The organism is Bradyrhizobium sp. USDA3010, assembly GCF_056429065.1.
Genome location: NZ_JBWJZD010000002.1, coordinates 35,914 through 58,959 on the forward strand (window position 1 = coordinate 35,914; position 23,046 = coordinate 58,959).

Below are 23,046 nucleotides of genomic sequence, written 5' to 3' on the forward strand. Positions count from 1 at the left end.
ATGAGCGCGATCCAGGAGTTTTCTTCCGCCACCGCGGCCGCCGTTACGAAGAAGGTCAAGCCGCGACGATTGGTAGGGTGGTTGGTCGTTCTAATTCTGTTGGTGGTTGCGCCGTTGTTTGCGACCAACTTCGTCGTCTTTGAGATGACGATGTGCACGATCTACGCGATCGCAATACTGGCGCTCAACGTTCTGACAGGCGCAAGCGGCCAGTTCTCGCTTGGTCAGAGCGCCTTCTACGCGCTCGGGGCCTATACGTCGGCGATCCTGATGGAGCACGGCGGCATGAACTACGCGACGACGCTTCCGATCGCTGGCCTCGTCTGCTTTGCTTCCGGCTTCTTGTTTGGTCTGCCGGCTCTGCGGCTCTCCGGCATCTATCTGGCACTGGCCACGTTTTCTCTGGCCGTCGCGATGCCACAGCTTCTCAAGTTGGGTGTCCTCGAATACTGGACGGGTGGGGTGCAAGGTCTGGTGGTCACCAAGCCCGATGCGCCAGCGTTTCTGACCGCAATCGGACTCAAGCCGTCGCCGGACATCTGGCTGTACTTCTTCACGTTAGGAATCGCGTCTGCGATCTATCTGGCGTCCGTTAATCTCCTGAGGTCTCGTACCGGCCGTGCAATGATGGCTATCCGAGACGACGAGATCGCCGCCTCGGCAATGGGCGTAAACGTCTCGGTCTACAAAACCCTCGCGTTTGGCCTTTCCGCCGGCCTCACCGGAATAGCCGGTGGCCTAGGTGCCATCGCGGTGCAGTTCGTCGCTCCCGACGCCTATACTGTCCAACTCGCCGTCGCGCTCTTCCTCGGCATGGTCGTCGGCGGCGTCGGTTGGCTACCAGGCTCGCTCGCCGGTGCTGCGTTCATCGTGTTCGTCCCGAATTTCGCCGAGCAGGTGTCGAAGGGGCTCTCGGGCGCGGTATACGGAGCGATACTGATCCTGCTGATCCTGGCGTGCCCTGGCGGCGCGCATGAGTTGCAAGTCAAGGTGTCTCGGTTGGCGAAAGCATCCAAGCGATAGACTGAAAGAACCTCGAAGACGACGTGCCGGCCAGAATCGCCCTTAGGGCTCAGCAAAGATAGCGTCGCGAACTTCAGAATGTGATCTAGCGTCGCCCGAGCGCGGTCCCGATGGCCATTCTAGCCATGTCGGCGAAGAAAAGCCGTTTGTCTGGAATACCATCTATAATGGCATTTATGCCACTTTGGAATTGACCTTTTTCGTTCGAGTATTGTGGTCCCGGCGTTGTTGGAAAGGACTACTCACATGCCAATGATCGATGCCCTAATTCCTGCTGGTGCTTTGACGGCCGACGCCGAGGCGCGCCTCATCAAGGAAGTGACAGACATCCTGATCACGGCCGAAGGCTATGATCCGAAGACAAACAAGATCGCACAGAGCGTCTCGGTATGCTTCCTCCATCGGCCCGCAGCCGTCTACGTCGCCGGCGAGCCGGCATCCAAGCCGCGCTACCGCTTCGTCCCGTCGGTGCCGGAAGGCCAGTACACCGATGCCGCGCGCGCAAAGCTCGTGCAGGAAATCACCGCCGCCGTCGCCCGTGCGGAAGGGGCTTCCGTCGAGGACGTTGGTCCTCGTCTGATGATCTTCCCGACCGAAATTTCCGAAGGAACGTGGGGTGGCCGTGGCGTCCTGCGGTCCGTGGCTGACATCCACGCCATGCTGGTTGGCGATCCGAGCCAACGCGTTATCGGTGAAGAGCGGCTGGCGCGGCGTCGACGCCAGAAGGCGCGCGAAATCCTGGGGAGTCTTCTGCGCTCGACCGGCGACGACGTGTCCAAAGAAGCAATCCCGGCTACGGCGTCGAGCGCCGCGGTCGCATCTTAGCGACCTGTCGCTAGTTGATCCACCGGCGGGCCGCCATCCCGATCATTTCCCCGAGCCCCATCCCGCGAGCCGGAGGCCGGCTCCCAACCGGAAGCGTTACGTCCATGAAAGACACTTTCAAGCTGGCGGCGATCCAGGCCGCTTCAATTCCCTTCGATCGCGAAGCGGCAACAAAAAAGGCATGCAGTCTGATCCTTGAGGCTGGCGCAATGGGGGCGACGATCGCGGCGTTCGGCGAGACGTGGCTGCCGGGCTACCCGTTCTTCTGCAACGCTTCGCCGAGCATGGCCGGTTGGCGCGCGGCAGCCGACTATCTTTCTAATGCGGTGATCATCGGAGGCGCGGAAACCGACCGTCTTTGCGCCGCCGCGAAACAGGCCGGAACCGACGTCGCCATCGGTATCGCCGAACGTGATCCTCAGAGCACCGGTACCGTGTACTGCACTCTTCTATTCATCGGAAGCGAAGGCAAAATCCTGGGACGCCACCGCAAGATCAAGCCGACCTTCCATGAGCGATCCGTGTGGAGCGACGGGGACGCCGTCGGACTGCGGACCTATCAGCGGTCGTACGCGCGATTGAGCGGCCTGAACTGTTGGGAACATAACATGATGCTCCCGGGATATGCCCTCGCTGCCGAAAGCACGGAGGTACATGTGGCTGCGTGGCCGGGTAAGGAGTTGGACCCTCCTCCGCCATCGCCGTCGCCATTCACGACCAGGCAGTTGACGCTGTCGAGGGCGTTTGCGTCGCAGGCGGCGTGCTACGTGATCGCCGTCGGTGGAGTTCGCACACTGGAGCACACACCCGATCATTATAAAGAACTATCCATCAGCGAGTATACGGGCGACAGCCTCATCATAGATCCGCGCGGCGAGATCGTCGCCCAGGCAGGCAAGGGCGAGACGATTCTCGTCGCGGAAGGGTCCCGCGACGTTATCCTCGCGGCCAAGGCCATATGCGACATCGCAGGGCATTACTCGCGTCCTGATCTGCTGCGGCTCAGCGTGAACCGCGAGCCGGCGAAACGAGTGATGGAGCACAGCTCGCACACCGCCCAGCAGTGATCACAAACCGCCGGAGTCGTGGATGCCCTGATTCGGTGCGTCGGCGGGGGAGGGGGGGATGTCGGAGAAGGGGGACCCTCGAACCGGGTTTGGTGGCCCCTTCGGGAGTTGTCGAACTTGCCCGAGGGGCTTCGTCTGGCAGGCGCGCATAGCAAAGTGGGTTCTCGGCAGATTCGTGGAGGCGTCGTTGAATTCTCGACAAACGGGCGGCTGCGCTTGCGGCGCCGTTCGCTATGAAATCGCGGAGAAGCCGATTTTCAAACTGGCTTGCCATTGCCGGGATTGTCGAAGGGCCAGCGGCTTAGAACCCGCCAATTTGGCGATCGTAATGCACGCTTGGCTGGAAATGCTCGGGAGCGAACTCAAGTTCTTCCCAATCGACGCCGATGACGGCCGGACAGTTGAACGAGGCTTTTGTAGAGATTGTGGAACGACCGTGCTGATGCGGAGGCAGGAGATCTCTCAAATAGAGTTCTTGCTGGCCGATAGCCTCGATGATGCAAGCTCCTTCGTGCCGGCCAGCGTGCCTCTGTCATGCCGAGCGGGCCGGCTGATCCAAGCGATCGAAAGTGCAGGGGAGACCGAATTGGTGCGCGATATCGTGTCAGCGCACTTTGCCAGCCGTCACTGAGCGGACTTGCGCGTTGGAGCCGGCCTGGCATGTTCAGCGGTTCAGACGGTCTTCGACACGCATATCGCCAACCTCCGTGCCAGATCGAAGTTCGTGACCGGCAACATCCAGTTCTCGGTCGTCGTGGACCAACACAAGGGCGACAGCGCTGCGCTTCCCGATCTCTTGAGCGGTCGGGTCGACATACACGTGACCGAGTGCGTCCGTGTCGACCTCTAGGCGGCGAGGCGATGCACAGCGGCCGGCAGCTCGACCGTCAGCTTGACCGGTTTGTCGTCCACGAGCGCGGCGAGCTTCAGCTTGGCCATAATGTCCCGCTCCCTCAGCCCTTGTAGTGCACAAAGATCAGATCGCGGTCGACCACCACACGCACCGGAAAGCCTGGTCGGATGGTCAGCGTTGGCTGCACATTGAGTTGCCGGCTCACGGCAGGCGAAGTCATGCAACTGCCGCCCTCCGATGAACTGGTGCTCGTTTCCGGTACGCCGCCGATCCTTGCGAAGAAGACGCGCTACTTCAAGGATCGCCGCTTTGACATGCGCGTGCTGCCGCCGCCCACGCCAGCCTCGCTGCATGACGACGCTGTAACACGCAAACCGGTGTCGGCCACCGACTGGACGACTTTGCCGCCGTCGCATGACACACGATCCATGGGCGGTTTCGACAAACAAGCCGATACCGCCAATTCCGGCATTCGCCGCGAGCCGGAGCTCCCCGAGCACGAGGCGATCACGCGCGAAGCGCCCGTGCCATTGCCGGAATTCGCGCTGCTCGACGACGAACGGCACGGGAAAGCGGTCCGTACCGCTGCGTTGCAGCGCTCCTTCACCGCAGCCGCACGTCAGGCCGCGATGGATCCCGATGACGGCATGGCTTTATGAGGGGGTGGAATGCGAACCCGGATGAATGTCTACTTCCCTCCAGAGTTGTTACGGCAGCTCATCGATCTAGCGGATCGCAAGAAGCTCTCGCGCTCTTCCATCGTGGAGGCCGCAGTCACGTCATTCCTCTTGCCCGACGACGCCGATCGCACCGAAGCCGCCTTCACCCGGAGGCTTGATCGCCTGTCGCGCCGGGTCCAACGCATCGAGCGCGATCTCTCCATCGCGACTGAAACGCTCGCGCTATTCATTCGCTTCTGGCTCACGGTCACGCCGCAGCTCCCGGCAGATGCGCAGGCGGCCGCGCAAGCCAAGGGAAGGGAGCGATTTGAAGGTTTCGTGGACGCTTTGGGCCGACGGCTCGCGAAAGGACGCACGCTACTGCACGATATTCCCCGAGATATTGATATGTCTCCAGCTCAGCGCGATAAGGACCCCAGCGTCGATGGATCCGCCGCGCAGGGCGAGGAGATCGCCTGAGCGACTTGCTACGCGGCGACATGCTGGCCGCAAAAGTTTCAAGCAGGTTGCTAGACTAGGCAACTGAGGTAACCGGCATGACTCTCCGCTGCGTGCGGTCAGGCTCGGGGCGGTCGTCCATGAACCACTGAATAGCGGCGGCGGATAGACCGATGAAAATCATGGATGCCCACGCGACAGCATAGGATCCGGTCATATCGAAGGTGACGCCGCCGAGCCAAGCTCCTGCGAACGCCCCGATTTGATGGCTGAGAAACGTAAGACCGAACAGCATATTGAAGTGCTGAAGGCCGAACATTCGCCCGATCAGGCCACTCACCAGCGGTGCGACGCTGAGCCACAGAAAGCCCATGGCTGCCGCGAACAGAAGCGCCGAGATGGGGGTGACAGGTGTCAGGAGAAAGACGGCGATGGCAAGCGTACGCAAGAGATAGATGAGCGCGAGCAATCGCTTCTGACTGAAACGCGCGCCAAGGTGCCCGACGACGTAGGAGCCGGCAGCATTGCCCAAGCCGATCAAACCCAGCGCACTCGCGCTGACCGCCGGCGTCAGTCCGCAGATCGAGAGATACTGGGGCAGGTGTGCCGTAATGAACATGAGCTGATAGCCGCAGGCAAAAAACGCGACCATCATGGCGACGAAGCCACGATGTCTGCCTGCGAGCACAACCGCCTCAGCGGTCGAGAGTGATCCCTCACGCGTTTCGCTGCCCGGCGCGCCCATCCTCGCGCCGGCAGACTCCTGGCCGATGGCAACGGATATGATCGCCATCACGGCCGCAATGGCTGCGAAGGCCAGCAGGGCCAAGCGCCAGCCATAGTCAGCGATCAGTACTTGACCAAGTGGCGCGAGAACAAGCGTTCCAAGCGATCCGGCTGCCGAGACAAGACCCACCGTCTGGCTGCGCTTCTCAGGGGGTACCGCGCGTGACACGGTACCGAGCAGGACCCCAAAGCCGGTACCGGCGACGCCCAGACCAGCAATGATCCCTCCTCCGATGTTCAATCCGATCACCGGTCCGCCCACGGCCATGAGCAGGAGGCCGAGGGCATAGACGATGGCGCTGCCGATGAGCACCGGGCGTGCGCCATAGCGGTCGCCAAGCATGCCGACGAAAGGTTGGCTGATTCCCCAGACGATATTCTGGAGTGCCATGGCAAAGCCGAACGACGAGGCCGAGACGCCGAGATCGCGATTGATGGGACCGAGAAACAGGCCGAGGCTCTGCCGCAATCCCATGCTTAGAGTCAGCACCGTGGCCGCGACCGCGATGAGCAATACCACGCGCGAACCAGGCGTTTGCTGCACGGCCTTCTCAGGCGCCATCATGTTTCTCCCAAGCCTTGGAAATTGGCACTACTTTGGCCAATCATTCTGGAAAACGATTTTTGGACTAGGGTCCAAAAACCCTTCCGGGGCGTCGCTGAACGGAACGACGCGTGAGGTTACTGCATGAGCGTGAAATCGACCGGTAGCGCAATGCGCCAAGGCCGGAGGAATCAACGCTCGCGCGTGAATGCGAGCGTTCGTGAAACTCATCGATTTCGCATACATTCTTTCGAGCGGAAGAGGTGTCGCCTCGCCGAAGTACATGGACACAATGGTCAGCGCCCCGTTCGGTGCAGTTGACGCTATGGCGAAACGCAGCCCGTCTTGATTCCCGCTCCCATCGACGACAATCTCGAATTTGTCCGCCCCATCGCGATCACCGAGTGCGAGCGCTTCCGCCGTTGCACCCATCTTCTCGGCAACTGCGCGACGCTTGGGGTCATCGTCGAGATACAGCACTGTTCCGGCACCCAACGAAACCGCAAGCCCGGCCGCGTAAAGACAGATACTTTGTGCCCACCCGCCCAAGATCAACACGCGGGCCCCCGGCCAGGCTTCGAGCTGGGGCGCTACGGCCCGCCATGCATCCGGGAGATTGTCCGCCATGCTGGCAACGCTGAGGGGGTCCATGCCGTGAGGAACCTTGATCAGCATGTGATCGGCGAAGGGAACGCGCATGGCTTCGGAAACGGCGCCGCCAAATTCCGTGCCCGAGGAGGGCTTGAGACCAAAAGCGGCACGCGGCGGATAGGCGCTGCACGCATTCGTGAAGCCGCGCCGGCAATGGTCGCATCGGCCGCACGACAATTGAAACGGCACGACCACCATCTCACCAGGCACGACGCCCGCGGCATCACCGGCATCCGTGACGACCGCGACCGCCTCGTGCCCGAATGCGAATGGCCCAGGAAAAACCCGCGTCCCGGTCCCGATGCCGGTCGCAATGCAGAGATCGAGATCGCAGCGAGCTACCACGATTGGCCGAACAATAGCATCGGTGTCAGCGGCAAGGCGAGGGCGCGGCACGTCATGCCACTCGAGGACTCCTGGCTTGATGTAACTGAGTTGACGCATAACGGAGCCCTTCTCTTGAGGACATTCTGGTGAGTGTTGCGATCGATTTCAGCTTGGCGCGTGGGCTAATGCCGAAACCGGGCGCCCGTCGTAGCCCCATGAACTGGGCGGGATCTCCTCGAAGATCGCGTACAGCGGCATAGACGGCTGGCCGAGCACGCTGCGCAGAACACTCGTCATCTGCTCGATCATTTGTGCCTTCTGCTCATCGGTGGCACTTCCGGCGAGGATTTTCAGCACGGCCTGAACGCCTGCCACACCGCCGCCAGTTCGCACGGCGCCGCCGGCAGACCAATCGCAGGCGGACTCGGCAGTGACAGAAACAACGACTAGTTTCCGGGTGCGGCCAAGCACGTTGACCATGAGATCAGTGATCTTCTCGAACAACGCCGCCTTCTGCTGAGGGCTCGGGGTATCGCCAATTACCGTGATATTGACCTGAGGCATTGCTGTACTCCTTGGTTAATGGACGTCTCGGGCGCGCCTTGGCTGTAAACATAGGGAGCTGGACGCCTTGATTACATTCACTAGTTAGTATACTTTGCCACGATGAGGTCCACGGCGGTTGCCACACGCGCGCTTATCGTCCAGGCAGCGGATGACCTGTTCTATGGAGCGGGCATTCGTAGCGCGAGCATGGATGCGATCGCTGAAAGAGCGGGCATCACAAAGCGCACGCTCTATAATCATTTCCGTAGCAAAGATGATCTGATTGCCGCCTATCTTGAGGCACGGGATGAGCCGACCCTCAAGAGATACGCGTACTGGCTCGATGAAACGCAAGGCTCACTGGCCGATCAGATGGCTGGGGTCTTTCGGCGGCTGGCACGCGTCGCTGCCCGTGCGAAATGGAAAGGATGTGGCTTCTTGCGTGCGGCCGCCGAACTTGCAAACACTCCAGGTCACCCAGCGCTGAAGATCGGATCAGCTCACAAGAAAAAGTTCGAGGCATGGCTAGCCAGTCGTATCCGCGCAGAGGGGCTCGATGACCCGGACGGGCGTGCTCGCCAGCTCATGATAGTGCTGGATGGCGCCGTAGCACAGATGCTAATCCATCGCGACCCGTCATATGCTCGCGCTGCCGGAAAGGCCGCTGCCGCGCTACTTTCCAAGACCGTGCGCTAATAAGGCCATCGGTATGGGGAAGACCGGAGAGCGCAGCTATGCTGCCTCTTGCATCACAAGCAGCACGGCAGTCGGTCCAATCGGCGACCGTGGCCGGACTCGGCTAATGGTGTCAAACGCCATTAGCAAGCGAAAACTCTTGACCGCAGTCGTTCATTCATCGCCTGCGCGGCCTCCACCCGCGGTGCGATGCCGCGCTTCATTGCCGCGCATAGGGGCGGAAAGGAAGAAAAGCCGCGAAAGCTATTCGAGACACCCCCCCAGGCACCTGTTGCTAGCCAGGGTAAATCGCCGTGGACGATTCCCGTCTGAGGAATTTTCCAACCAAATGCTGCTAGTGGATTGGGTACTCTCCGACTGCTGGCTGAGTGTGATGTCGCGTACCGCCTTTACACCACGTCGTGCTGTCTTTCGGTCGATACGAACTGGTCGACGGGCGTCATCGATAACACCGTAACCAATGATCGGTCCGGCAACTGAAGCGTCTCGGCCAATAGGTCGGTGATTTGGGCAATCATGTCCTGCCGTTTTCCGGTGGTCAGGTCTCCGCCAATGATCTGAACGACCACAGGTGAGCCTGTCGGTTGAGCCAACATCGCAGGAGTGGCGCGAAGAGGACATACAGCGACCGAGAATACGACCGCTGAACCGAGAAATGTGAAGTCGCGACGATTTAACGCCGAAGTCATGATGGCCTCCTTGCTGAGAGATGTGGACGGTCAGCTGCTGCGCCGACGGCAGCGCATCGGCGCAGCGGCAATGCGCGGTCGCGTTACTATCGTGGCACGTCCGGATCGGTTCGGGCGCCCTTTTGTATCAACTCGGGGAGCTCAGAGCGCAGATAGCCGTGCCCGGCCACGCCCCAGCCACCATCTGGCACCTCATTGATCAGCACGGTCACAAACGGCCGCGCGCTCGGCGGTAACCCTTCAACTGAGACGATGACATCCGTGACGCCCTTGATAAGGGCGCGGCGCTGATCGAGCGTAAGCGCGTTTGGAACGTAGATTTGAGCTAGAGGCATAGTAACGACTCCTTTGGTTGCTTCTAGGTTGGGCGAGCAGTCACGTAGCGGTGAGCATCAGTTGAAAGCCGCAGGCGAAGAACGAAACGCCCATGGCGCGAATATCGACCAAAGGGTCCAATCGGTATATTCACTAGTCGGTATATCTTGGGGCGGCTCCCACGAGATGCGAATGCGACCCTCGAGCAGATTATTTGGGCGGGCAACGATCTCTCCGATGGAGAGAACGCCGCAGGCAGGGGCAGGTGCCCGGCAAAGGGGCGCGCTCCGCGGGTCCTTCATTAGCGAGATTGATGACGGCGCCGCGCGCCCCTCGGCGAGTCTTTCGTCTCGTCGAACCAGTACTGGAGAGGTGCGAGGTTAGTCGCGGTCGGTCGTGGAGATAGGCTGCGCGAAAGCGTCCTTGCAGCGGTATTAGTAGTAAAGCGTACGCTTGGCGACGCCCGCCTTCTCGGCAACAGCGTCCATACTCACGCGACCGAATCCGCAGCGCAAGACAGTTTGCGTGCCGCTGCGCCGACCCAATCTCGTGTTGGGACTGAATGCCGTTTCGATGTATACGGTCCAGTGAATGTACAAACTCTCTGGCAGCTTTCTATGGTGGGCCCACTTCCGATGCGCGGGGAGGGCGACGCGAACTCTGAGGAAGTTCGTTCCGCTCCGAGCCGTTGGACTTGCGCCATCATGCGTATGACGCGGTTCGCCGCACTCGCTCTGGCAACCAATCAAATAACTCGCCCTTTGACGATGAGGAACATCGAGCTCGACACTCTCTTTCAAACACTGGTTGTGGCGGAGCAGGGAAGTTTTCACAAAGCGGCATCGCTGCTGGGCGTCAAGCCTTCGACACTCAGCAGGCGGATGCACGAGCTAGAGGCTCGGATCGGTGTCTCGTTGTTCCAACGACATCGCCACGGCGTTCGTCCGACCGATGCGGGCAGGATCTTCTTTGAGAACATACAGCGTATCGAGTCCGATCTCGACTCGGTCCTTGTCAACGCCCGAAGCGCCGGTCGCGGCGAATCCGGCTGGCTTCGCATCGGAATTTACGTGTCGCTGTCGACCGGCCCGCTCCGCGACGCGCTCTTGGCCTACGCCAATCGCTTCCCCGACGTCGAAATCAGCGTCGTCGACGAAAGCCAACGCAGTCTGATGGAGCGGCTCAACAGCGGCGCTCTCGATATCGTCATCGTCAACGGCCGGGTCAGGTACGGTGCGCACGAGATCTTGCCGCTCTGGACCAAGGATATCCTCGTCGCCCTGCCGAACGACCATCCTCTCTCTCAGCAGGACGCCGTCACATGGGACGATCTTCGCCATGAACGCATCCTGTTCTCCAGCCGCGATCCCGGTCCGGAGTTGCACAACGCCTTGATCGCGAACCTGTATGGGGCAGGCGACCTGCCCGCCATCCTCCGAACCAGCGCGGACCGCGACACCATCGTCGGCCTTGTCGCCTTGCGCCGATCCGTCACGTTGATTTACGCCTCCAGCGCCGGCGTCGTTCACCCCGGGGTCATCTATAGGAAGCTATCCGGCCGACACCGCGCGCTGCCGGTCCGGTGTGTCGCCTGCTGGCACGGCCGCAACGACAATCCGGCGCTGCATCAATTCTTGAGCTTGCTGCGTGACGAATCCCTCTCGCGCAACGGCTCCCTCATTCGGCCGCCCGCGACGATCGAGACTTCGGCGCAATATCGCGCCGCGCCTTCCCGAAAGCCCGGTCCGTCGCCATGAAACGCGCCAGCATCGGAGCGACCAATTTGGTCGCCTCGACCGCCTGGCCGCTTTCGGACGCCAGCACTTCCGCATAGGCGACGAGATCGCGATGCACCGCGGCCGGCAGTTCGACCGTGAGCTTGACCGGTTTGTCGTCCACGAGCGCGCCGAGCTTCAGCCTGGCCACAGTGTCTCACTCCGTCAGCCTTTGTAGGGCACAAACACCAGATCGCGATTGACCACGACCCGCACCGGAAAGCCTGGTCGGATGGTCAAGGTCGGCTGCACATTGAGCTGCCGGCTCACCAATGTCTGCCCTGTTTGGTTGATGGTGTTCTCGGCACCAGTGCGTAACGCCTGCACCACGGCGTTGTTGCTATTGAGCACAAGTTCGCTACTGATGCCGAGCAGGGTCGAGATCGCCGCTGCCTTTACTAGATTGCCCCAGTGATAGTCGACCTCGTCCTCGAGCCCCGCATAGCCCGCACTGTCGGCGCCCGACTGATGCTCCAACACGATCGACGTGCCGTTCGGCATGATGATCCGCTTCCACACCAGCAGCACCCGCGACTGACCGAACGAAATCTGGCTGTCGTACTGGCCGATCAGACGCGCCCCTTGGGGGATCAGAAGGAATTTTCCGCTGGGGCTGTCATAGACGTTCTCGGTGACTTGCGCGGTGATTTCGCCGGGCAGGTCCGAGCGGATTCCGGTGATCAGCGCCGCGGGGATGACCGATCCGGCCTGCACGATATAGCGAGACGCTGGCCGCGCCAGCCGGTCCGAGCTCACCGTGCGCTTATCGGTCTCGGCATTCAGGAACGCAAGTTTCCGCTCCTGCATGTTCTGCAGCGATCCCGGATCGATCGGCGGCTTATTGTCGGCCGCTTGCGGCTGTCCCGGCAGGCCGCTCGCCGCTGGAGTCGGCGCGGTCGGCACCGTTTCCTGCCGTACATTCGTGGTCGCGAACACCCGGCTCACCCGCGCGGCCTCATCCTCCTGCGCAATGCGTTGCTCGTCTGCCGACGGTGCGCCGCCCTGGGCGTTGAGGATAGGGCGGCCGAGGTCCCCGGGAAGGGGAGGCCCGAGCTGTGGGATTGGCCGGGGCGGCGGCGCTTGCGGCAGGCCGGCATAGTCCCTTGGAAGTTTCTCGAGCTCGTCGGCCGTGGTTTTGTGGTCGGTCGAGTAAAGTTCGCTACTCTCTTGGCGGCGGCCGGGCGATTGCAGCGCGAACACAAGCGCGCCAAGGATCAAGGCTGTGGCCACGGCGCCGAGCGTCGCGAGCACCCGGCGCGACAGCCTGGTCACTGGCGGCCGTTCGGGCCGCAGCCGTAGCTCAGCCGCGAGCTGATCCTCCCGCGTGACATGGGGTTCGGTTACCACGGCTTCTTCCACCCGTCGCTGCGCACGATCCGGACCTTCTGCTGGTTGTCGCCGCCGAGACGCAGCTCGGCCGCTGCGAACAGGCGATCGACGATGTAGTAGTTCTGCCGCGCGCGATAATTGACGAGCTCGGTACCGCCGTCGCTGCCGATCACGAACAAGGGCGGCATCTCGCCTTGCGCGATGCCATGCGCGAACTCGATATAAACCTTTGAGCCGTCATCAAAGACTTGCGTCGGCCGCCATGGTGGATTGTCGCCTTCGATCGCATAGCGGAAACGCAACTTGCCGATGTCGATGCCGCTGTCGATCGGCGTCGCCGCCTCGGCGGCCTCAGCCTGCCGCCGCAGCGCGATGAGCTGGTCCTGCGGATATTGCCAGGACACCGAGGCCATGTAGGTCTTCTCGGTCGAGCGCAGCTCCAGCAGATAAGTGCGTCGGTCGGTGTTGATGACGAGGTTGGTGACGAGATCGGGCCGCGTCGGCTTGGCCAGGATGTGGATGCGCTTGGACGCGCCGGCGCCGCTCTCGGTATCGCCGATGACCCAGCGCACCGTATCGCCGGCGGCAACCGGACCCGAGCCGACAAGCTGCTCGCCTGCCTGCAAGGCGATGTCGGTGACCTCGCCCGGCGCAGCATAGACCTGGTACAGGGCGCCGTCGGCAAAGGGGTAGACCTGCACCGCGTTGAGATAGCCGTGCCGCGTCGGCTGCACCCGAGCGGCATTGTTGGCCTTGGCGACGCGCTCCTTCGGATCCTTCGCTTCCGGCGCAGCGGTCTTGCCCGGGAGCGGCTTGAGCTGGCCGGGAAGGGGCAGCAGCTTCGGCACCTCCACGACCTCGACCGGCTTCGGTGGATCGGCCTCCAACACGGCCGGCTCGAGTTCGTCGTAGGAAATCTGCGGCGGCTTCCAAGCGTTGGCAGCGCAGCCGGCGAGAGAGCAGGCACATAATATAATGTAAGGCAACCGCATCAGCCGAGCTCCTTCGACCAGTTGATGGCATGGACGAATACCCCGAGCGGATTTTTGCGCAGCCGGTCGGCGTCGTGCGGGGTTGCGATGGCGATGGTGACGATCGCGGTCCACCGTTCGGTCGCCGCGAGTGCATCGTTCTCGTAGCGGCGTTCTACCCAGGCGATCCGGAACGAATCCGGCGAGGCGCGGATTACGCTGGAAACATCGACAGCGACCTGGGCCTTGCCGATCTTCGCGAACGGGTCATTGGTCCGGGCATAATCGTTCAGCGCCAGCGCGCCGCGGTCGGTGACGAAGTCATAGGCCTTGAGCCAGTTCTGCCGTAGGATGATGGGATCAACGCCAACCGAGCGCACCTGCTCGATAAATTGCGCCAGATACCAGGCGATCTGCGCGTCCGTAGGCCGATAATCGGCGTTCGCCGGTGCCACGACTTGGACTTCGCCGAGCTTGTCGACCTGCACCACCCACGGCACGATCGTGCCGCGCGTCGCCTGCCACACTAAGGCTCCGGCCAATCCCGCAGCGAGGGTGAGATTGCCGAAGGCGATCAGCCGCCAGTTGCGCGCCTGTACGCGCGCCGAGCCGATGCGTTCGTCCCAGACCTGCGCAGCCTTCTGGTACGGCGTCTCGGGGGCGGGCGTCCTACCGTAGCGGACGCTCGGCCGACGGAACGGATTCATCGGCGATCCTCCTGATCAAGGGACACGGAATTCGCGCCGCCCTGGCCCTCGGAGCGGACGACATGGAGCGCGGCCCGACCGGCGTGGCGCGCGCCGCGTTGCAGCCGCTGCGCCCAGGCAGGAGGACCTGATGGCGACGTCGAATTCGAAGCCGCCGCCGTGGCTGGCGCCGCGGCAGAACCAGAAAGCCGCGATGCGCCTCGCGCCGCGGCGCCGAGGCCCGAGCCCGCCGCACCAATGGCAGCACCCGCGCCAAGCGCCGCCGCAGCCCCGAGCCCGCCGGCGGTGAGCGCCGTGCCGACGGCGGCGCCGGCGCCTAGCTGCGGTGCGCCGGAGACAAGACCGGTCGCGATTCCCGGGCCGAAGACGCCGAGGCCGAATAGCGACAGCGCGCCGAGCATGATCGAGAGCGCATCCTCGATCGTCGGCTGGTTGCTGCCGAACCCTTGCGTGAACTGGTTAAAAAGCGTCGAGCCGATCCCGACGATGACGGCGAGAACGAGGATCTTCACGCCGGAGGCGACGACGTTGCCGAGCACCTTCTCGGCTAGGAACGCGGTCTTGTTGAACAACGCGAACGGGATCAGCACGAAGCCCGCCAGCGTGGTCAATTTGAATTCGAGCAGGACGATGAAGAGCTGAATCGCCAACACGAAAAAGGAGAGAACTACCACCACCCAGGCAACCAGCAGCACGAAGATCGGGATCGCGTTCGTGACGATCGAGACATAGCCCGTCAGGCTGGAGGCGGCGGCCAGGATCGGTTTTCCCGCATCGATGCCGACCTGTGCCAGCTTGCCCGGCTGCAGGAGCGTCTGCGCCGACAGTGTGGAGCCGGCCGCCTCCAGCCCGAGCCCGGAGAAGCTCTGATAGACGACCTTGCACAGGCTGTTGAAGTTGCCGATCACGAAGGCGAAGAAGCCCACATAGAGCGTCTTCTTGATCAGCCGCGCGAGGATGTCCTCCTCGCCCGCCATCGCCCAGAACAGGCCCGCGAGCGTCATGTCGATCGCGATCAGTGTCGTGCTCAGCCAGCGCACGTCGCCGCCGACTAGACCGAAGCCGGAATCAATATATTGCGTGAAGACATTGAGAAACTGGTCGATGACGCCGGTATTGTTCATGGGCTCATTTCTCCGGGGGCAAAGGCAGGATGCGACGGCGCGCTGCGGCCCAGGCATCCTGACAATCGGCGTCAGCGGACGCGCTGGTGCCGAGCGCGGCACAGCGGGCGAGGCGCGCATCGAGCGCCGTGCCGTCGTCGGGCGAGACCGCGGGACGGCTGCTCCAGCTCGAAAGCGGAACCGTGCAGCCGCTCAACGCACAAGCGAGCAACAGCGTTGAAATCGCAGCACACGGACGCATGCGCGCCATCCTCAATGGAACATCTGCGCGGTCTGCGGCTGATAAGTCTGGCCGTTGTTCAGGAAGCGGCTGGTCTGCTCGCGCGCCTGGTCCTCGGCGGCGGCCTTGCGCGCCAGCTCAAGCGCTGCCGCACGGCTTTGTGCGGCGAGCAGCGCGGTCAGGTCCGACAACTGCCGCGACTGCACGCCAAGGAGTTGGTTGCCCGCTTGCGTCGCCTGCAATTGCCCGACCGCCCCCTGGCTGACGCTGACAAGCGTTCCGGTCTGCGTCTGCGTGGCGGAGAGGTTATTGACGGTAGTGGCGCCGACGCTGAGCGAATGCTGGAAGGCGTCGATCGAGGTCTGCCAGCGCCCTTGGGCAAGCGCAATGAGCTGCTGGTCGCTCTGCGACGCATTGAAATGCTGGTAGTTCGAGAAGGCTTGGCCGATCGCCTGTACGTCGTAGGCGATGCGGTCGACGTTGCGCAGGATGTTCTGCGTCTGCGTAAACGTCTGGTCGATGGCGCTGACCAGGGAAGTCGGCAGGCTCACCAGATGTTTCGCCTGGTTGAGCAACATCTGGGTCTGGTTCTGCAACGCGGTCAACTGGTTGTTGATCTGCTTCAGCGTATTGGCTGCGGTTTGCAGGTTCTGCGCATAATTCGAAGGATCGAAGACCTGGATCTGGGCCGTGCTTGAGCCCATGGTCAGGAGAAGGGCGATCGACAGGATCGCCACGATCGAGCGGATACGAGTCATAGGGAAACCTCCGGCGCGAGGGTGGGAAGAAGTTCGGCGGCCCAGGCGATGTCCTTGCGTTTGAGCCACGCCGCGGCGAAGCCATCCGCGCCGTGGACAGTCAGGAGATCCGCGATGGCAGCCTGGTCGGATTTGGAGGAGGCAGCAGTAAAGGCCAGCCCGGCCTCGCCAAGGCCGAGCTCGAACAGCCGGTTGCCGCGCCGCGACTGGCAGTAGTAATCCCGCTTGGGTGTGGCGCGCGCGATGATTTCGATCTGGCGGTCGTTCAAGCCAAATTGACGATAGACCGCCGTGATCTGCGGCTCGATGGCGCGCTCGTTCGGCAGGAACAGCCGGGTCGGACAGCTCTCAATCAGCGCGGCCGCGATCGCGCTTCCGGCGACGTCGGCGAGCGACTGGGTCGCGAACACCACCGAGGCATTCTTTTTCCTTAAGGTTTTCAGCCACTCGCGCAGTTGCTCCGCGAAACCGGTGTCGTCCAGCGCAAGCCAGCCTTCGTCAATGATGAGGAGCGCCGGGGCGCCGGAGAGCCTGCCTTCGATACGGTGGAACAGGTACGACAGGACGGCAGGTGCGGCGGCACTGCCAATCAGGCCTTCGGTCTCGAATGCCTGCACGTCAGCCTCGCCTAGCCGCTCGGCCTCCGCGTCAAGCAGCCGGCCGAACGGACCGCCAATGCAGTAGGGGCGCAGCGCTTGTTTCAGCGCGCTCGATTGCAGCAATACGGCGAGACCCGTCAGTGTGCGCTCGCCGGATGGGGCCGAGGCAAGCGAGGTCAGCGCTGTCCACAAATGCTCCTTGGCTTCCGGCGTGACGGTGAGGCCCTCACGGGTCAGGATCGCCGCCAACCATTCCGCGGCCCAGGCGCGCTCCGCTGCTTCGTCGATCGCAGCGAGCGGCTGCAAGGCGACGGCGTTCGAATTGTCGTCGGACAGCGCGCCGCCGAGATCATGCCAGTCGCCCCCCATGGCGATCGCGGCGGCGCGAATGCTGCCGCCAAAGTCGAAGGCGAACACCTGGGACTGCGCGTAGCGGCGGAACTGCAGCGCCATCAGCGACAGCAGCACCGACTTGCCGGCGCCGGTCGGACCGATGATCAAGGTGTGGCCGACATCGCCGACGTGAAGCGAGAACCGGAACGGGGTCGAGCCCTCGGTCTTGGCAACGAACAACGGGGGCGCACCGAAATGCTCGTCCCGTTCCGGCCCCGCCCACACCGCGGACAGCGGGATCATGTGGGCGAGATTGAGCGTCGAGATCGGCGGCTGCCGGACATTGGCGTAGGTGTGGCCGGGTAGCGACCCGAGCCATGCCTCGATGGCATTGACCGTCTCGACGATGCAGGTGAAATCGCGGCCCTGGATCACCTTCTCGACCAACCGCAGCTTCTCGTCGGCAGTCCGCGGATCGGCGTCCCATACCGTGAGCGTCGCGGTGACATAGGCCTCGCCGATCGTGTCCGACCCGAGCTCCTGCAGCGCGGCGTCGGCGTCGAGCGCCTTGTTGGCCGCGTCGGTGTCCAGAAGTGCCGAGGCTTCATTGGTCATCACCTCCTTGAGAACCGATGCGATGGACTTGCGCTTGGCGAACCACTGTCGCCGGATCTTCGTCAGCAGCTTGGTGGCGTCGGTCTTGTCGAGCATGATCGCCCGCGTTGCCCACCGGTAAGGGAAGGCGAGTTGGTTGAGCTCGTCGAGCACGCCGGGAAAGGTCGCGGTCGGGAATCCGATCACCGAGAGAGTGCGCAGATGCTTAGCTCCGAGCCGCGGCTCCAGCCCGCCGGCGAGTGGCTCGTCGACCAGCAGTGCGTCGAGATGCATCGGCACTTCCGGCACGCGCACGCGATGCCGCTTGGTCGAGATGCAGGAATGCAGATAGGTCAACGTCTCGGCGTCATCGAGCCAGGCGGCGTCGGGCACAAAGCCCTCGACGAGTTGCAGCACCCGTGAGGTGCGGTCGATGAAACCGCGCAACACCTCGCGTCCGTCGACGCCGCCCTTGGCGCGGCCTTCGTACAGCCACGCTTCGGCGCGGGCGGCATCTTCCGCCGGCGGCAGCCAGCAAAGCGTCAGATAATACGCGCTCTCGAAATGCGCGCCTTCCTCCTCGAACTGCGCCTTGCGCTCGGCGTCGACCAGCGCGGAGACCGCATCGGGAAATCGGCTCTCCGGATAGCGGTTGGCGGCATCGCGCTGGGCTTCGACGAAGATCGCCCAGCCGGAGCCGAGCCGGCGCAGCGCGTTGTTGAGCCGTGCCGTGGTGCCGACCAGCTCGGCCGGCGTCGCGGAGTCGAGATCGGGGCCACGAAAGCGCGCCGTCCTTTGAAAGCTGCCGTCCTTGTTGAGCACGACGCCCTTGGCGACCAGCGCGGCCCACGGCAGATAATCGGCGAGCAGGGAAGGGCGCCTGCGGTATTCGGCGAGATTCATCATCGCCTGCCTCCTTAGGATCCGAGATGGGCCGGGTAACGCAGGTGACGCCGCACCACGTCGACGAACTGCGCGTCGCGCTTGGCGGCCCAGACCGCGGCGGCGTGACCGGCTGCCCAAAGGAGAAGACCCGGGATCCAGAGCCGAAGGCCCAGCGCGATCGCAGCCGCAAGCGTTCCGTTGGCGATGGCGACGGTCCGCGGCGCGCCACCAAGCAGGATCGGGTCGCTCAGCGACCGGTGCACCGGCGCGTGAAATCCTGCGACCGTTTCGGCTGAATCGCTCATCCGACCACTGCGCCGCCGCCGAAGGAGAAGAAGCTCAGGAAGAACGAGCTAGCCGCGAATGCGATTGAAAGCCCGAACACGATCTGAATCAGGCGCCGGAAGCCTCCTGAGGTGTCGCCGAAGGCGAGTGACAGACCGGTGGTGATGATGATGATCACCGCGATAATCTTCGACACCGGCCCCTGCACGGAATCTAGGATCTGCTGTAGCGGTTGCTCCCACGGCATGTTGGAGCCGGCGGCATGAGCGGGTGCCGTGGCGAAACTAGCGATGGCGAAAATCAACGGTCGGAAAGCACGTCGGATCATGAATGGTCTCCTAGCTGCGTAGCTTCGGGATGAGCGGGGCCGAGGACGTAGTCGCCGTTGGGTCCGAGCTCGCGCACGGTCGCCAGTTCAGCGACACGGCGTTCGGAGCCACGGCCGGCGAGCACGACGATGACGTTGATGGTTTCTGCGATCAGCGCGCGGGGCACCGTGACGACCGCTTCCTGGATCAGTTGCTCCAGCCGCCGTAGCGCGCCGAGTGCAGAGCCGGCATGGATGGTGCCGATACCGCCGGGATGGCCGGTGCCCCAGGCCTTCAACAGTTCAAGCGCCTCGGCGCCACGCACCTCGCCGACCGGAATCCGGTCCGGCCGCAGTCGCAAGGACGAGCGCACCAGATCTGACAGCGAGGCGACCCCGTCCTTCGTGCGCAGAGCGACGAGGTTCGGCGCCGCGCATTGCAGCTCGCGGGTGTCCTCGATGAGCACCACGCGGTCGGAGGTCTTGGCGACCTCGGCGAGTAGGGCGTTGACCAGGGTGGTCTTGCCAGAAGAGGTGCCGCCGGCGACCAGCACGTTCTGCCGCTCCTCAACAGCAAGACGCAGCACCTCGGCCTGGCCGCGCTGCATGATGCCCGAGGCGACGTAATCATCGAGTGTGAACACCGCGACCGCCGGCTTGCGGATTGCAAAGGTTGGAGCTGCTACGACCGGCGGGATCAGGCCTTCAAAACGCTCGCCCGTCTCAGGCAGTTCGGCCGATACGCGCGGTGAGGCGGGATGAACCTCGGCGCCGACGTGGTGAGCGACCAGTCGGATGATGCGTTCGCCGTCGGCCGGCGATAGCCGCTCGCCGGTGTCCTCGAGCCCACCCTTCAGACGATCGATCCAGAGCCGGCCGTCCGGGTTGAGCATCACCTCGACGACGGAGGCGTCCTGCAGGAAGGACGCGATGGCCGGGCCGAGCGCCGTGCGCAGCATGCGTGCGCCGCGTGACACCGTCTCGTTGCTACGCTCAGTCCCGGCCATCCCCGTCCCCCAAGCCGTTCGAGCAAATGCACCGAACGTCGGGGACGAATAGAAAAGGCATGATCGCAAGCGCCGCAACAAGGGACTTGATGCGGGCGAAGGACCGCGCAGAGAAACTTGCGATCGGCGGAGTTGCCGAGTTGGCCTGCGCCGCTTGAGGAACGACGCAAGCTTTGGATCGCATCCTCACAGGAGACGCCGAGTGAGCAGCGTAGCTGCCAGCGCGCCAGTAATTATGCGCGATCCTGCGCGATTGCACGACCCCGATGCGCGAGCCGTTGCGTCCCGATCGTTTGCCTGTTCTTTTTCTGAATTCAATTCATGGGGACAGAGAAACGACAATGCCATATATCGAGGCCGCAGGTGCGAGGCTGCATGTTGAAGAACACGGCGACGGTTATCCGATCATTTTCGTACATGAGCTGGGATCCGACCTCCGGCAATGGGAAGACCAGGTTCGCTATTTCTCCCGCGCTTATCGTTGCATCGCCTACAACGCTCGCGGCTATCCGCCGAGCGACGTTCCCGAGGACCCGACAGCTTACGGCTGGGAGCGCTCGATCGATGACATCGCTGCCGTCATGAACGGGCTTGGCATCGATCGCAGCCACGTTGTCGGACTAAGCATGGGAGCCTATGCTGCCTTGCAGTTTGGGCTGCGCTATCCCCAACGCGTCAGCGCGATTGTCGCTGCGGCCGCAGGATCGGGCTCATCGCCCTCCGGCCGTCACGCTTGGCTGAGAGAGACGTCGATCCTGGCGCGCGCTTTCGCCGAGCGCGGTCCGGCTACGATCGCCGAAAAGATCGCGACCAGCGCAGCCCGTATCCAACTCAAATACAAGGATCCGAAGCGCTGGCAGGAATTTACTAAGCAGCTCCGCCATCAGTCTGGGCAGGGACTATCGAATACAGTCATCCGTTGCCAGGCCCTGCGACCATCCTTGCACGATCTGCGTGATCAGTTCGCCACCATGAATACCCCGGTCCTGCTCATCGTTGGTGACGAGGATGCGGCCTGCCTCGAGACAAACCTGATGCTGAAGGCGACACTGCCAAATGCCGGCCTTTGGATATCGCCGAACACCGGGCACACCATCAATCTCGAAGAGCCCGCGGCCTTCAATGCTCACCTCGAAACCTTCCTAGGCGCCGTTGAACGCCGAATCTGGCGCCGTTCTTACACGACAGCGAAAATCGCCAGCCAGCGCCTTAGTCTCGAACATAAGCCTGAAATCGATGCTCCGATCCACATCAGCCATAAGCGGAGCGAAGGTAATGTCGTCGCTTTGCACCAGGCCAATCGTCCCGCTGACATTTCGCCCGGCGAGCTTCCGCCATGAGGACCTGGTCACTTAAGTGACCAATGCATTCGCTGACCGGTTCCTCCGGCGTCCTCCTCGCGCATCGCTCTTAGCGAGGACGATAAGCGTAACCGGTTTTGCCGTAAGATATGATTTCGCCGGTTCGGACCAGGCGGATTTCATACGCTTCGTCGGTCCCGCTTCCAGCAGTCTGGCCCAGGGCCAATGCGCCCTTCTCTAAAAACGCGCGGATCTCGGAAGGAGATTTTCCCTCATTCGCCATGCCAATCGCCTTCAACACAAGATCTCGCATGTCCGTTACTTGCTCCGCGAGGTAACCGATCCTCGGGACGAGAATACATCAAACCCGCCGCTCTCGTCGATCCGACGGTGCCGATCGGTATAAGATCGGTCAAGAATCAAGATTTCTTGTGAGCCAGCCGATCGCGGTCACTGACAGCATTATGACTGTCACCCATCTTCCTTCCGCCTGCAACGACCGAGCCGAGTCTTCGAATGTCGGGACAAGCGCCGGGATCACGGACGCTCGGAGAGAATCTCCACAGCAGCTGAAATAAGATCTTCCGGACCACTGATTGGACGACGCTACACTAGGCGCGGTTTATCTCGTCCGGCACCGCATTGCCAACGATGACATGACCAACAAAGACGTGCTGGAGGCATTGAACATTGCCTGCTGGAAGCTATGCTTGATCCACTCTCCCGCGAGATACTCGAGCAGAGCGGCTTCGCTACGCGCTTGAGCCGCTACCTCTATCACGAGGGATTTCGTGCGGAAGAAGTCGGCGATATGCCCGGTGCCCCTATATTCGAGGTACGACTGATAGCAAAGAGCGGCGCTACTCCCGCCGACGCCGAGAGCCTTATTTGCCTTTGATCCAAGTGAAATTCACGGACGATGGCAGGAAGCCCTTATCCTGGGTGGGGGCCAATTCAGGTATGAACCTATTGAGCCGCATGCCGGGCTGCCGGCGCGCCTCGATAGCGGACTTGACGAACGCGAATATTGTGCCACCATAGGTTGTTAGTGAAAAGCGGACGGGAGGTAGCCATGGCGCGCAAGCCGGCCAAAACGCCGAAAGTGAGTCTGATCGTTTCCGACGACAAGGACGTCAAGTTGAAAGCCCGGCCCGGCAAGCTGCATGTCGTGCAGGTCGAAACCATCACTCCGGATCTCAAGAAGGCCGGCCGTGTCGGAGCCCGACTTTGCGGATACGGCACCGGAATGTGTCTTGCCATCATCGACATCGACAAGTGACCACACGACACCTCCTGCGATCGTCTCGCTATAGCTTCTGCGTTCCGATCGGCGATGACAGCGTGTTGTATAACGCATGCTCTGGAGCCTCCGTCCGCCTGTCAGGCGGGGATGCGCGCGAGCTTGCGCAGC

The 23,046-nt window shown here is 62.5% G+C and carries 28 protein-coding genes and 2 pseudogenes; 10 read left to right on the top strand and 20 right to left on the bottom strand.

Translation table 11 applies throughout. The features are described 5' to 3' along the window. The 4 genes from AC066Y_RS03130 to AC066Y_RS03145 all read left to right on the top strand — a co-directional run bounded on the left by AC066Y_RS03130 (window position 1) and on the right by AC066Y_RS03145 (window position 3,546). Complete coding sequence (locus AC066Y_RS03130) at window positions 1-1,023, top strand: branched-chain amino acid ABC transporter permease (protein ID WP_478272614.1); 1,023 nt, start codon at window positions 1-3, stop codon at window positions 1,021-1,023. A gap of 246 nt (window positions 1,024-1,269) precedes the next feature. Further along, window positions 1,270-1,848: a tautomerase family protein gene (locus AC066Y_RS03135; protein ID WP_478272615.1), complete on the top strand. Its 579-nt coding sequence runs from the start codon at window positions 1,270-1,272 to the stop codon at window positions 1,846-1,848. Between the two features lie 104 nt (window positions 1,849-1,952). Continuing rightward, window positions 1,953-2,915 carry a carbon-nitrogen hydrolase family protein gene (locus AC066Y_RS03140; RefSeq protein WP_478272616.1) on the top strand — a complete coding sequence of 321 codons (963 nt, stop codon included), beginning with the start codon at window positions 1,953-1,955 and terminating at the stop codon, window positions 2,913-2,915. A 187-nt stretch (window positions 2,916-3,102) separates the two neighbouring features. Continuing rightward, window positions 3,103-3,546, top strand: coding sequence for a GFA family protein (locus AC066Y_RS03145; protein ID WP_478272617.1), 444 nt, complete (start codon window positions 3,103-3,105; stop codon window positions 3,544-3,546). A gap of 227 nt (window positions 3,547-3,773) precedes the next feature. Here AC066Y_RS03145 and AC066Y_RS03150 read toward each other — a convergent pair. Together AC066Y_RS03150 and AC066Y_RS03155 are read right to left on the bottom strand one after the other, a co-directional pair. Beyond that, window positions 3,774-3,854 (bottom strand): annotated as a pseudogene (locus AC066Y_RS03150) (DUF2274 domain-containing protein); the annotation flags it as partial. A gap of 14 nt (window positions 3,855-3,868) precedes the next feature. Continuing rightward, a pseudogene (locus AC066Y_RS03155) lies at window positions 3,869-3,973 on the bottom strand (TrbI/VirB10 family protein); the annotation flags it as partial. Window positions 3,974-3,986: 13 nt separating this feature from the next. Between AC066Y_RS03155 and AC066Y_RS03160 the strand changes: the two are divergent. Both AC066Y_RS03160 and AC066Y_RS03165 read left to right on the top strand, forming a co-directional pair. Further along, entirely contained in the window at window positions 3,987-4,427 is a 441-nt protein-coding gene (locus tag AC066Y_RS03160) for a hypothetical protein (protein ID WP_478272618.1), read from the top strand. Window positions 4,428-4,436: 9 nt separating this feature from the next. After that, window positions 4,437-4,907, top strand: a complete 471-nt coding sequence (locus AC066Y_RS03165) for a CopG family transcriptional regulator (RefSeq protein ID WP_478272619.1) — start codon at window positions 4,437-4,439, stop codon at window positions 4,905-4,907. A 55-nt stretch (window positions 4,908-4,962) separates the two neighbouring features. Here the strand turns inward: AC066Y_RS03165 and AC066Y_RS03170 are convergent, their stop codons facing one another. From AC066Y_RS03170 to AC066Y_RS03180, 3 genes are read right to left on the bottom strand one after another with little or no spacing between them, the layout of a single operon-like run. Further along, entirely contained in the window at window positions 4,963-6,234 is a 1,272-nt protein-coding gene (locus AC066Y_RS03170; RefSeq protein ID WP_478272620.1) for an MFS transporter, read from the bottom strand. A gap of 30 nt (window positions 6,235-6,264) precedes the next feature. Then, window positions 6,265-7,311, bottom strand: a complete 1,047-nt coding sequence (locus tag AC066Y_RS03175) for a zinc-dependent alcohol dehydrogenase (RefSeq protein WP_478272621.1) — start codon at window positions 7,309-7,311, stop codon at window positions 6,265-6,267. A gap of 48 nt (window positions 7,312-7,359) precedes the next feature. Continuing rightward, a complete protein-coding gene (locus AC066Y_RS03180; RefSeq protein WP_478272622.1) occupies window positions 7,360-7,758 on the bottom strand; it encodes a tautomerase family protein in 399 nt (132 codons plus the stop codon). A gap of 102 nt (window positions 7,759-7,860) precedes the next feature. Here AC066Y_RS03180 and AC066Y_RS03185 point away from each other — a divergent pair, with 102 nt between their 5' ends. Further along, window positions 7,861-8,436 carry a TetR/AcrR family transcriptional regulator gene (locus AC066Y_RS03185; protein WP_478272623.1) on the top strand — a complete coding sequence of 192 codons (576 nt, stop codon included), beginning with the start codon at window positions 7,861-7,863 and terminating at the stop codon, window positions 8,434-8,436. A 389-nt stretch (window positions 8,437-8,825) separates the two neighbouring features. Here the strand turns inward: AC066Y_RS03185 and AC066Y_RS03190 are convergent, their stop codons facing one another. From AC066Y_RS03190 to AC066Y_RS03200, 3 genes are all read right to left on the bottom strand, one after another. Continuing rightward, window positions 8,826-9,125 carry a hypothetical protein gene (locus tag AC066Y_RS03190; RefSeq protein WP_478272624.1) on the bottom strand — a complete coding sequence of 100 codons (300 nt, stop codon included), beginning with the start codon at window positions 9,123-9,125 and terminating at the stop codon, window positions 8,826-8,828. 86 nt (window positions 9,126-9,211) lie between these two features. Then, window positions 9,212-9,460, bottom strand: a complete 249-nt coding sequence (locus AC066Y_RS03195; RefSeq protein ID WP_478272625.1) for a tautomerase family protein — start codon at window positions 9,458-9,460, stop codon at window positions 9,212-9,214. Between the two features lie 414 nt (window positions 9,461-9,874). Further along, the gene (locus AC066Y_RS03200; protein ID WP_478272984.1) at window positions 9,875-9,928 is read right to left on the bottom strand and encodes a hypothetical protein; all 54 of its coding nucleotides are present in this window, start codon (window positions 9,926-9,928) and stop codon (window positions 9,875-9,877) included. A gap of 216 nt (window positions 9,929-10,144) precedes the next feature. Between AC066Y_RS03200 and AC066Y_RS03205 the strand changes: the two genes are divergently transcribed. Beyond that, a complete protein-coding gene (locus AC066Y_RS03205) occupies window positions 10,145-11,197 on the top strand; it encodes a LysR family transcriptional regulator (RefSeq protein WP_478272626.1) in 1,053 nt (350 codons plus the stop codon). On the opposite strand, the gene AC066Y_RS03210 is transcribed toward AC066Y_RS03205, so the two are convergent. The 11 genes from AC066Y_RS03210 to trbB are packed head-to-tail and all read right to left on the bottom strand — an operon-like array spanning window position 11,118 to window position 20,334. Continuing rightward, entirely contained in the window at window positions 11,118-11,366 is a 249-nt protein-coding gene (locus tag AC066Y_RS03210; RefSeq protein WP_478272627.1) for a DUF2274 domain-containing protein, read from the bottom strand. The two genes, AC066Y_RS03205 and AC066Y_RS03210, sit on opposite strands and share 80 nt — an antisense overlap. 14 nt (window positions 11,367-11,380) lie before the next feature. Beyond that, on the bottom strand, window positions 11,381-12,574 hold the full coding sequence (locus AC066Y_RS03215) for a TraB/TrbI/VirB10 family type IV secretion system protein (RefSeq protein WP_478272628.1): 1,194 nt from the start codon (window positions 12,572-12,574) through the stop codon (window positions 11,381-11,383). Further along, on the bottom strand, window positions 12,556-13,536 hold the full coding sequence (gene trbG / locus AC066Y_RS03220; RefSeq protein WP_478272629.1) for a P-type conjugative transfer protein TrbG: 981 nt from the start codon (window positions 13,534-13,536) through the stop codon (window positions 12,556-12,558). The genes AC066Y_RS03215 and trbG overlap by 19 nt, the downstream gene beginning before the upstream one ends. Further along, window positions 13,536-14,222: a conjugal transfer protein TrbF gene (trbF, locus tag AC066Y_RS03225; RefSeq protein ID WP_478272630.1), complete on the bottom strand. Its 687-nt coding sequence runs from the start codon at window positions 14,220-14,222 to the stop codon at window positions 13,536-13,538. The genes trbG and trbF overlap by 1 nt, the downstream gene beginning before the upstream one ends. Next, window positions 14,219-15,346 carry a P-type conjugative transfer protein TrbL gene (gene trbL / locus AC066Y_RS03230; RefSeq protein WP_478272631.1) on the bottom strand — a complete coding sequence of 376 codons (1,128 nt, stop codon included), beginning with the start codon at window positions 15,344-15,346 and terminating at the stop codon, window positions 14,219-14,221. The genes trbF and trbL overlap by 4 nt, the downstream gene beginning before the upstream one ends. A gap of 4 nt (window positions 15,347-15,350) precedes the next feature. Beyond that, window positions 15,351-15,596 carry a putative entry exclusion protein TrbK-alt gene (trbK-alt, locus tag AC066Y_RS03235; protein ID WP_478272632.1) on the bottom strand — a complete coding sequence of 82 codons (246 nt, stop codon included), beginning with the start codon at window positions 15,594-15,596 and terminating at the stop codon, window positions 15,351-15,353. A gap of 2 nt (window positions 15,597-15,598) precedes the next feature. Then, window positions 15,599-16,324: a P-type conjugative transfer protein TrbJ gene (gene trbJ / locus AC066Y_RS03240; protein WP_478272985.1), complete on the bottom strand. Its 726-nt coding sequence runs from the start codon at window positions 16,322-16,324 to the stop codon at window positions 15,599-15,601. Then, window positions 16,321-18,756, bottom strand: coding sequence for a conjugal transfer protein TrbE (trbE, locus tag AC066Y_RS03245; RefSeq protein ID WP_478272633.1), 2,436 nt, complete (start codon window positions 18,754-18,756; stop codon window positions 16,321-16,323). The genes trbJ and trbE overlap by 4 nt, the downstream gene beginning before the upstream one ends. An 11-nt stretch (window positions 18,757-18,767) precedes the next feature. Next, a complete protein-coding gene (locus tag AC066Y_RS03250) occupies window positions 18,768-19,040 on the bottom strand; it encodes a VirB3 family type IV secretion system protein (RefSeq protein WP_478272634.1) in 273 nt (90 codons plus the stop codon). Further along, window positions 19,037-19,348 carry a TrbC/VirB2 family type IV secretion system protein gene (locus tag AC066Y_RS03255; protein ID WP_478272635.1) on the bottom strand — a complete coding sequence of 104 codons (312 nt, stop codon included), beginning with the start codon at window positions 19,346-19,348 and terminating at the stop codon, window positions 19,037-19,039. The genes AC066Y_RS03250 and AC066Y_RS03255 overlap by 4 nt, the downstream gene beginning before the upstream one ends. Then, window positions 19,345-20,334 carry a P-type conjugative transfer ATPase TrbB gene (gene trbB, locus AC066Y_RS03260; protein ID WP_478272636.1) on the bottom strand — a complete coding sequence of 330 codons (990 nt, stop codon included), beginning with the start codon at window positions 20,332-20,334 and terminating at the stop codon, window positions 19,345-19,347. The genes AC066Y_RS03255 and trbB overlap by 4 nt, the downstream gene beginning before the upstream one ends. A 341-nt stretch (window positions 20,335-20,675) precedes the next feature. Between trbB and AC066Y_RS03265 the strand changes: the two genes are divergently transcribed. Further along, window positions 20,676-21,674, top strand: a complete 999-nt coding sequence (locus AC066Y_RS03265) for an alpha/beta fold hydrolase (protein WP_478272637.1) — start codon at window positions 20,676-20,678, stop codon at window positions 21,672-21,674. 70 nt (window positions 21,675-21,744) lie between these two features. Here AC066Y_RS03265 and AC066Y_RS03270 read toward each other — a convergent pair whose 3' ends face one another. Beyond that, window positions 21,745-21,948, bottom strand: a complete 204-nt coding sequence (locus tag AC066Y_RS03270) for a hypothetical protein (RefSeq protein ID WP_478272638.1) — start codon at window positions 21,946-21,948, stop codon at window positions 21,745-21,747. Window positions 21,949-22,707: 759 nt separating this feature from the next. Here AC066Y_RS03270 and AC066Y_RS03275 point away from each other — a divergent pair. Beyond that, window positions 22,708-22,914: a hypothetical protein gene (locus tag AC066Y_RS03275; protein ID WP_478272639.1), complete on the top strand. Its 207-nt coding sequence runs from the start codon at window positions 22,708-22,710 to the stop codon at window positions 22,912-22,914. Window positions 22,915-23,046: the final 132 nt, after the last annotated feature.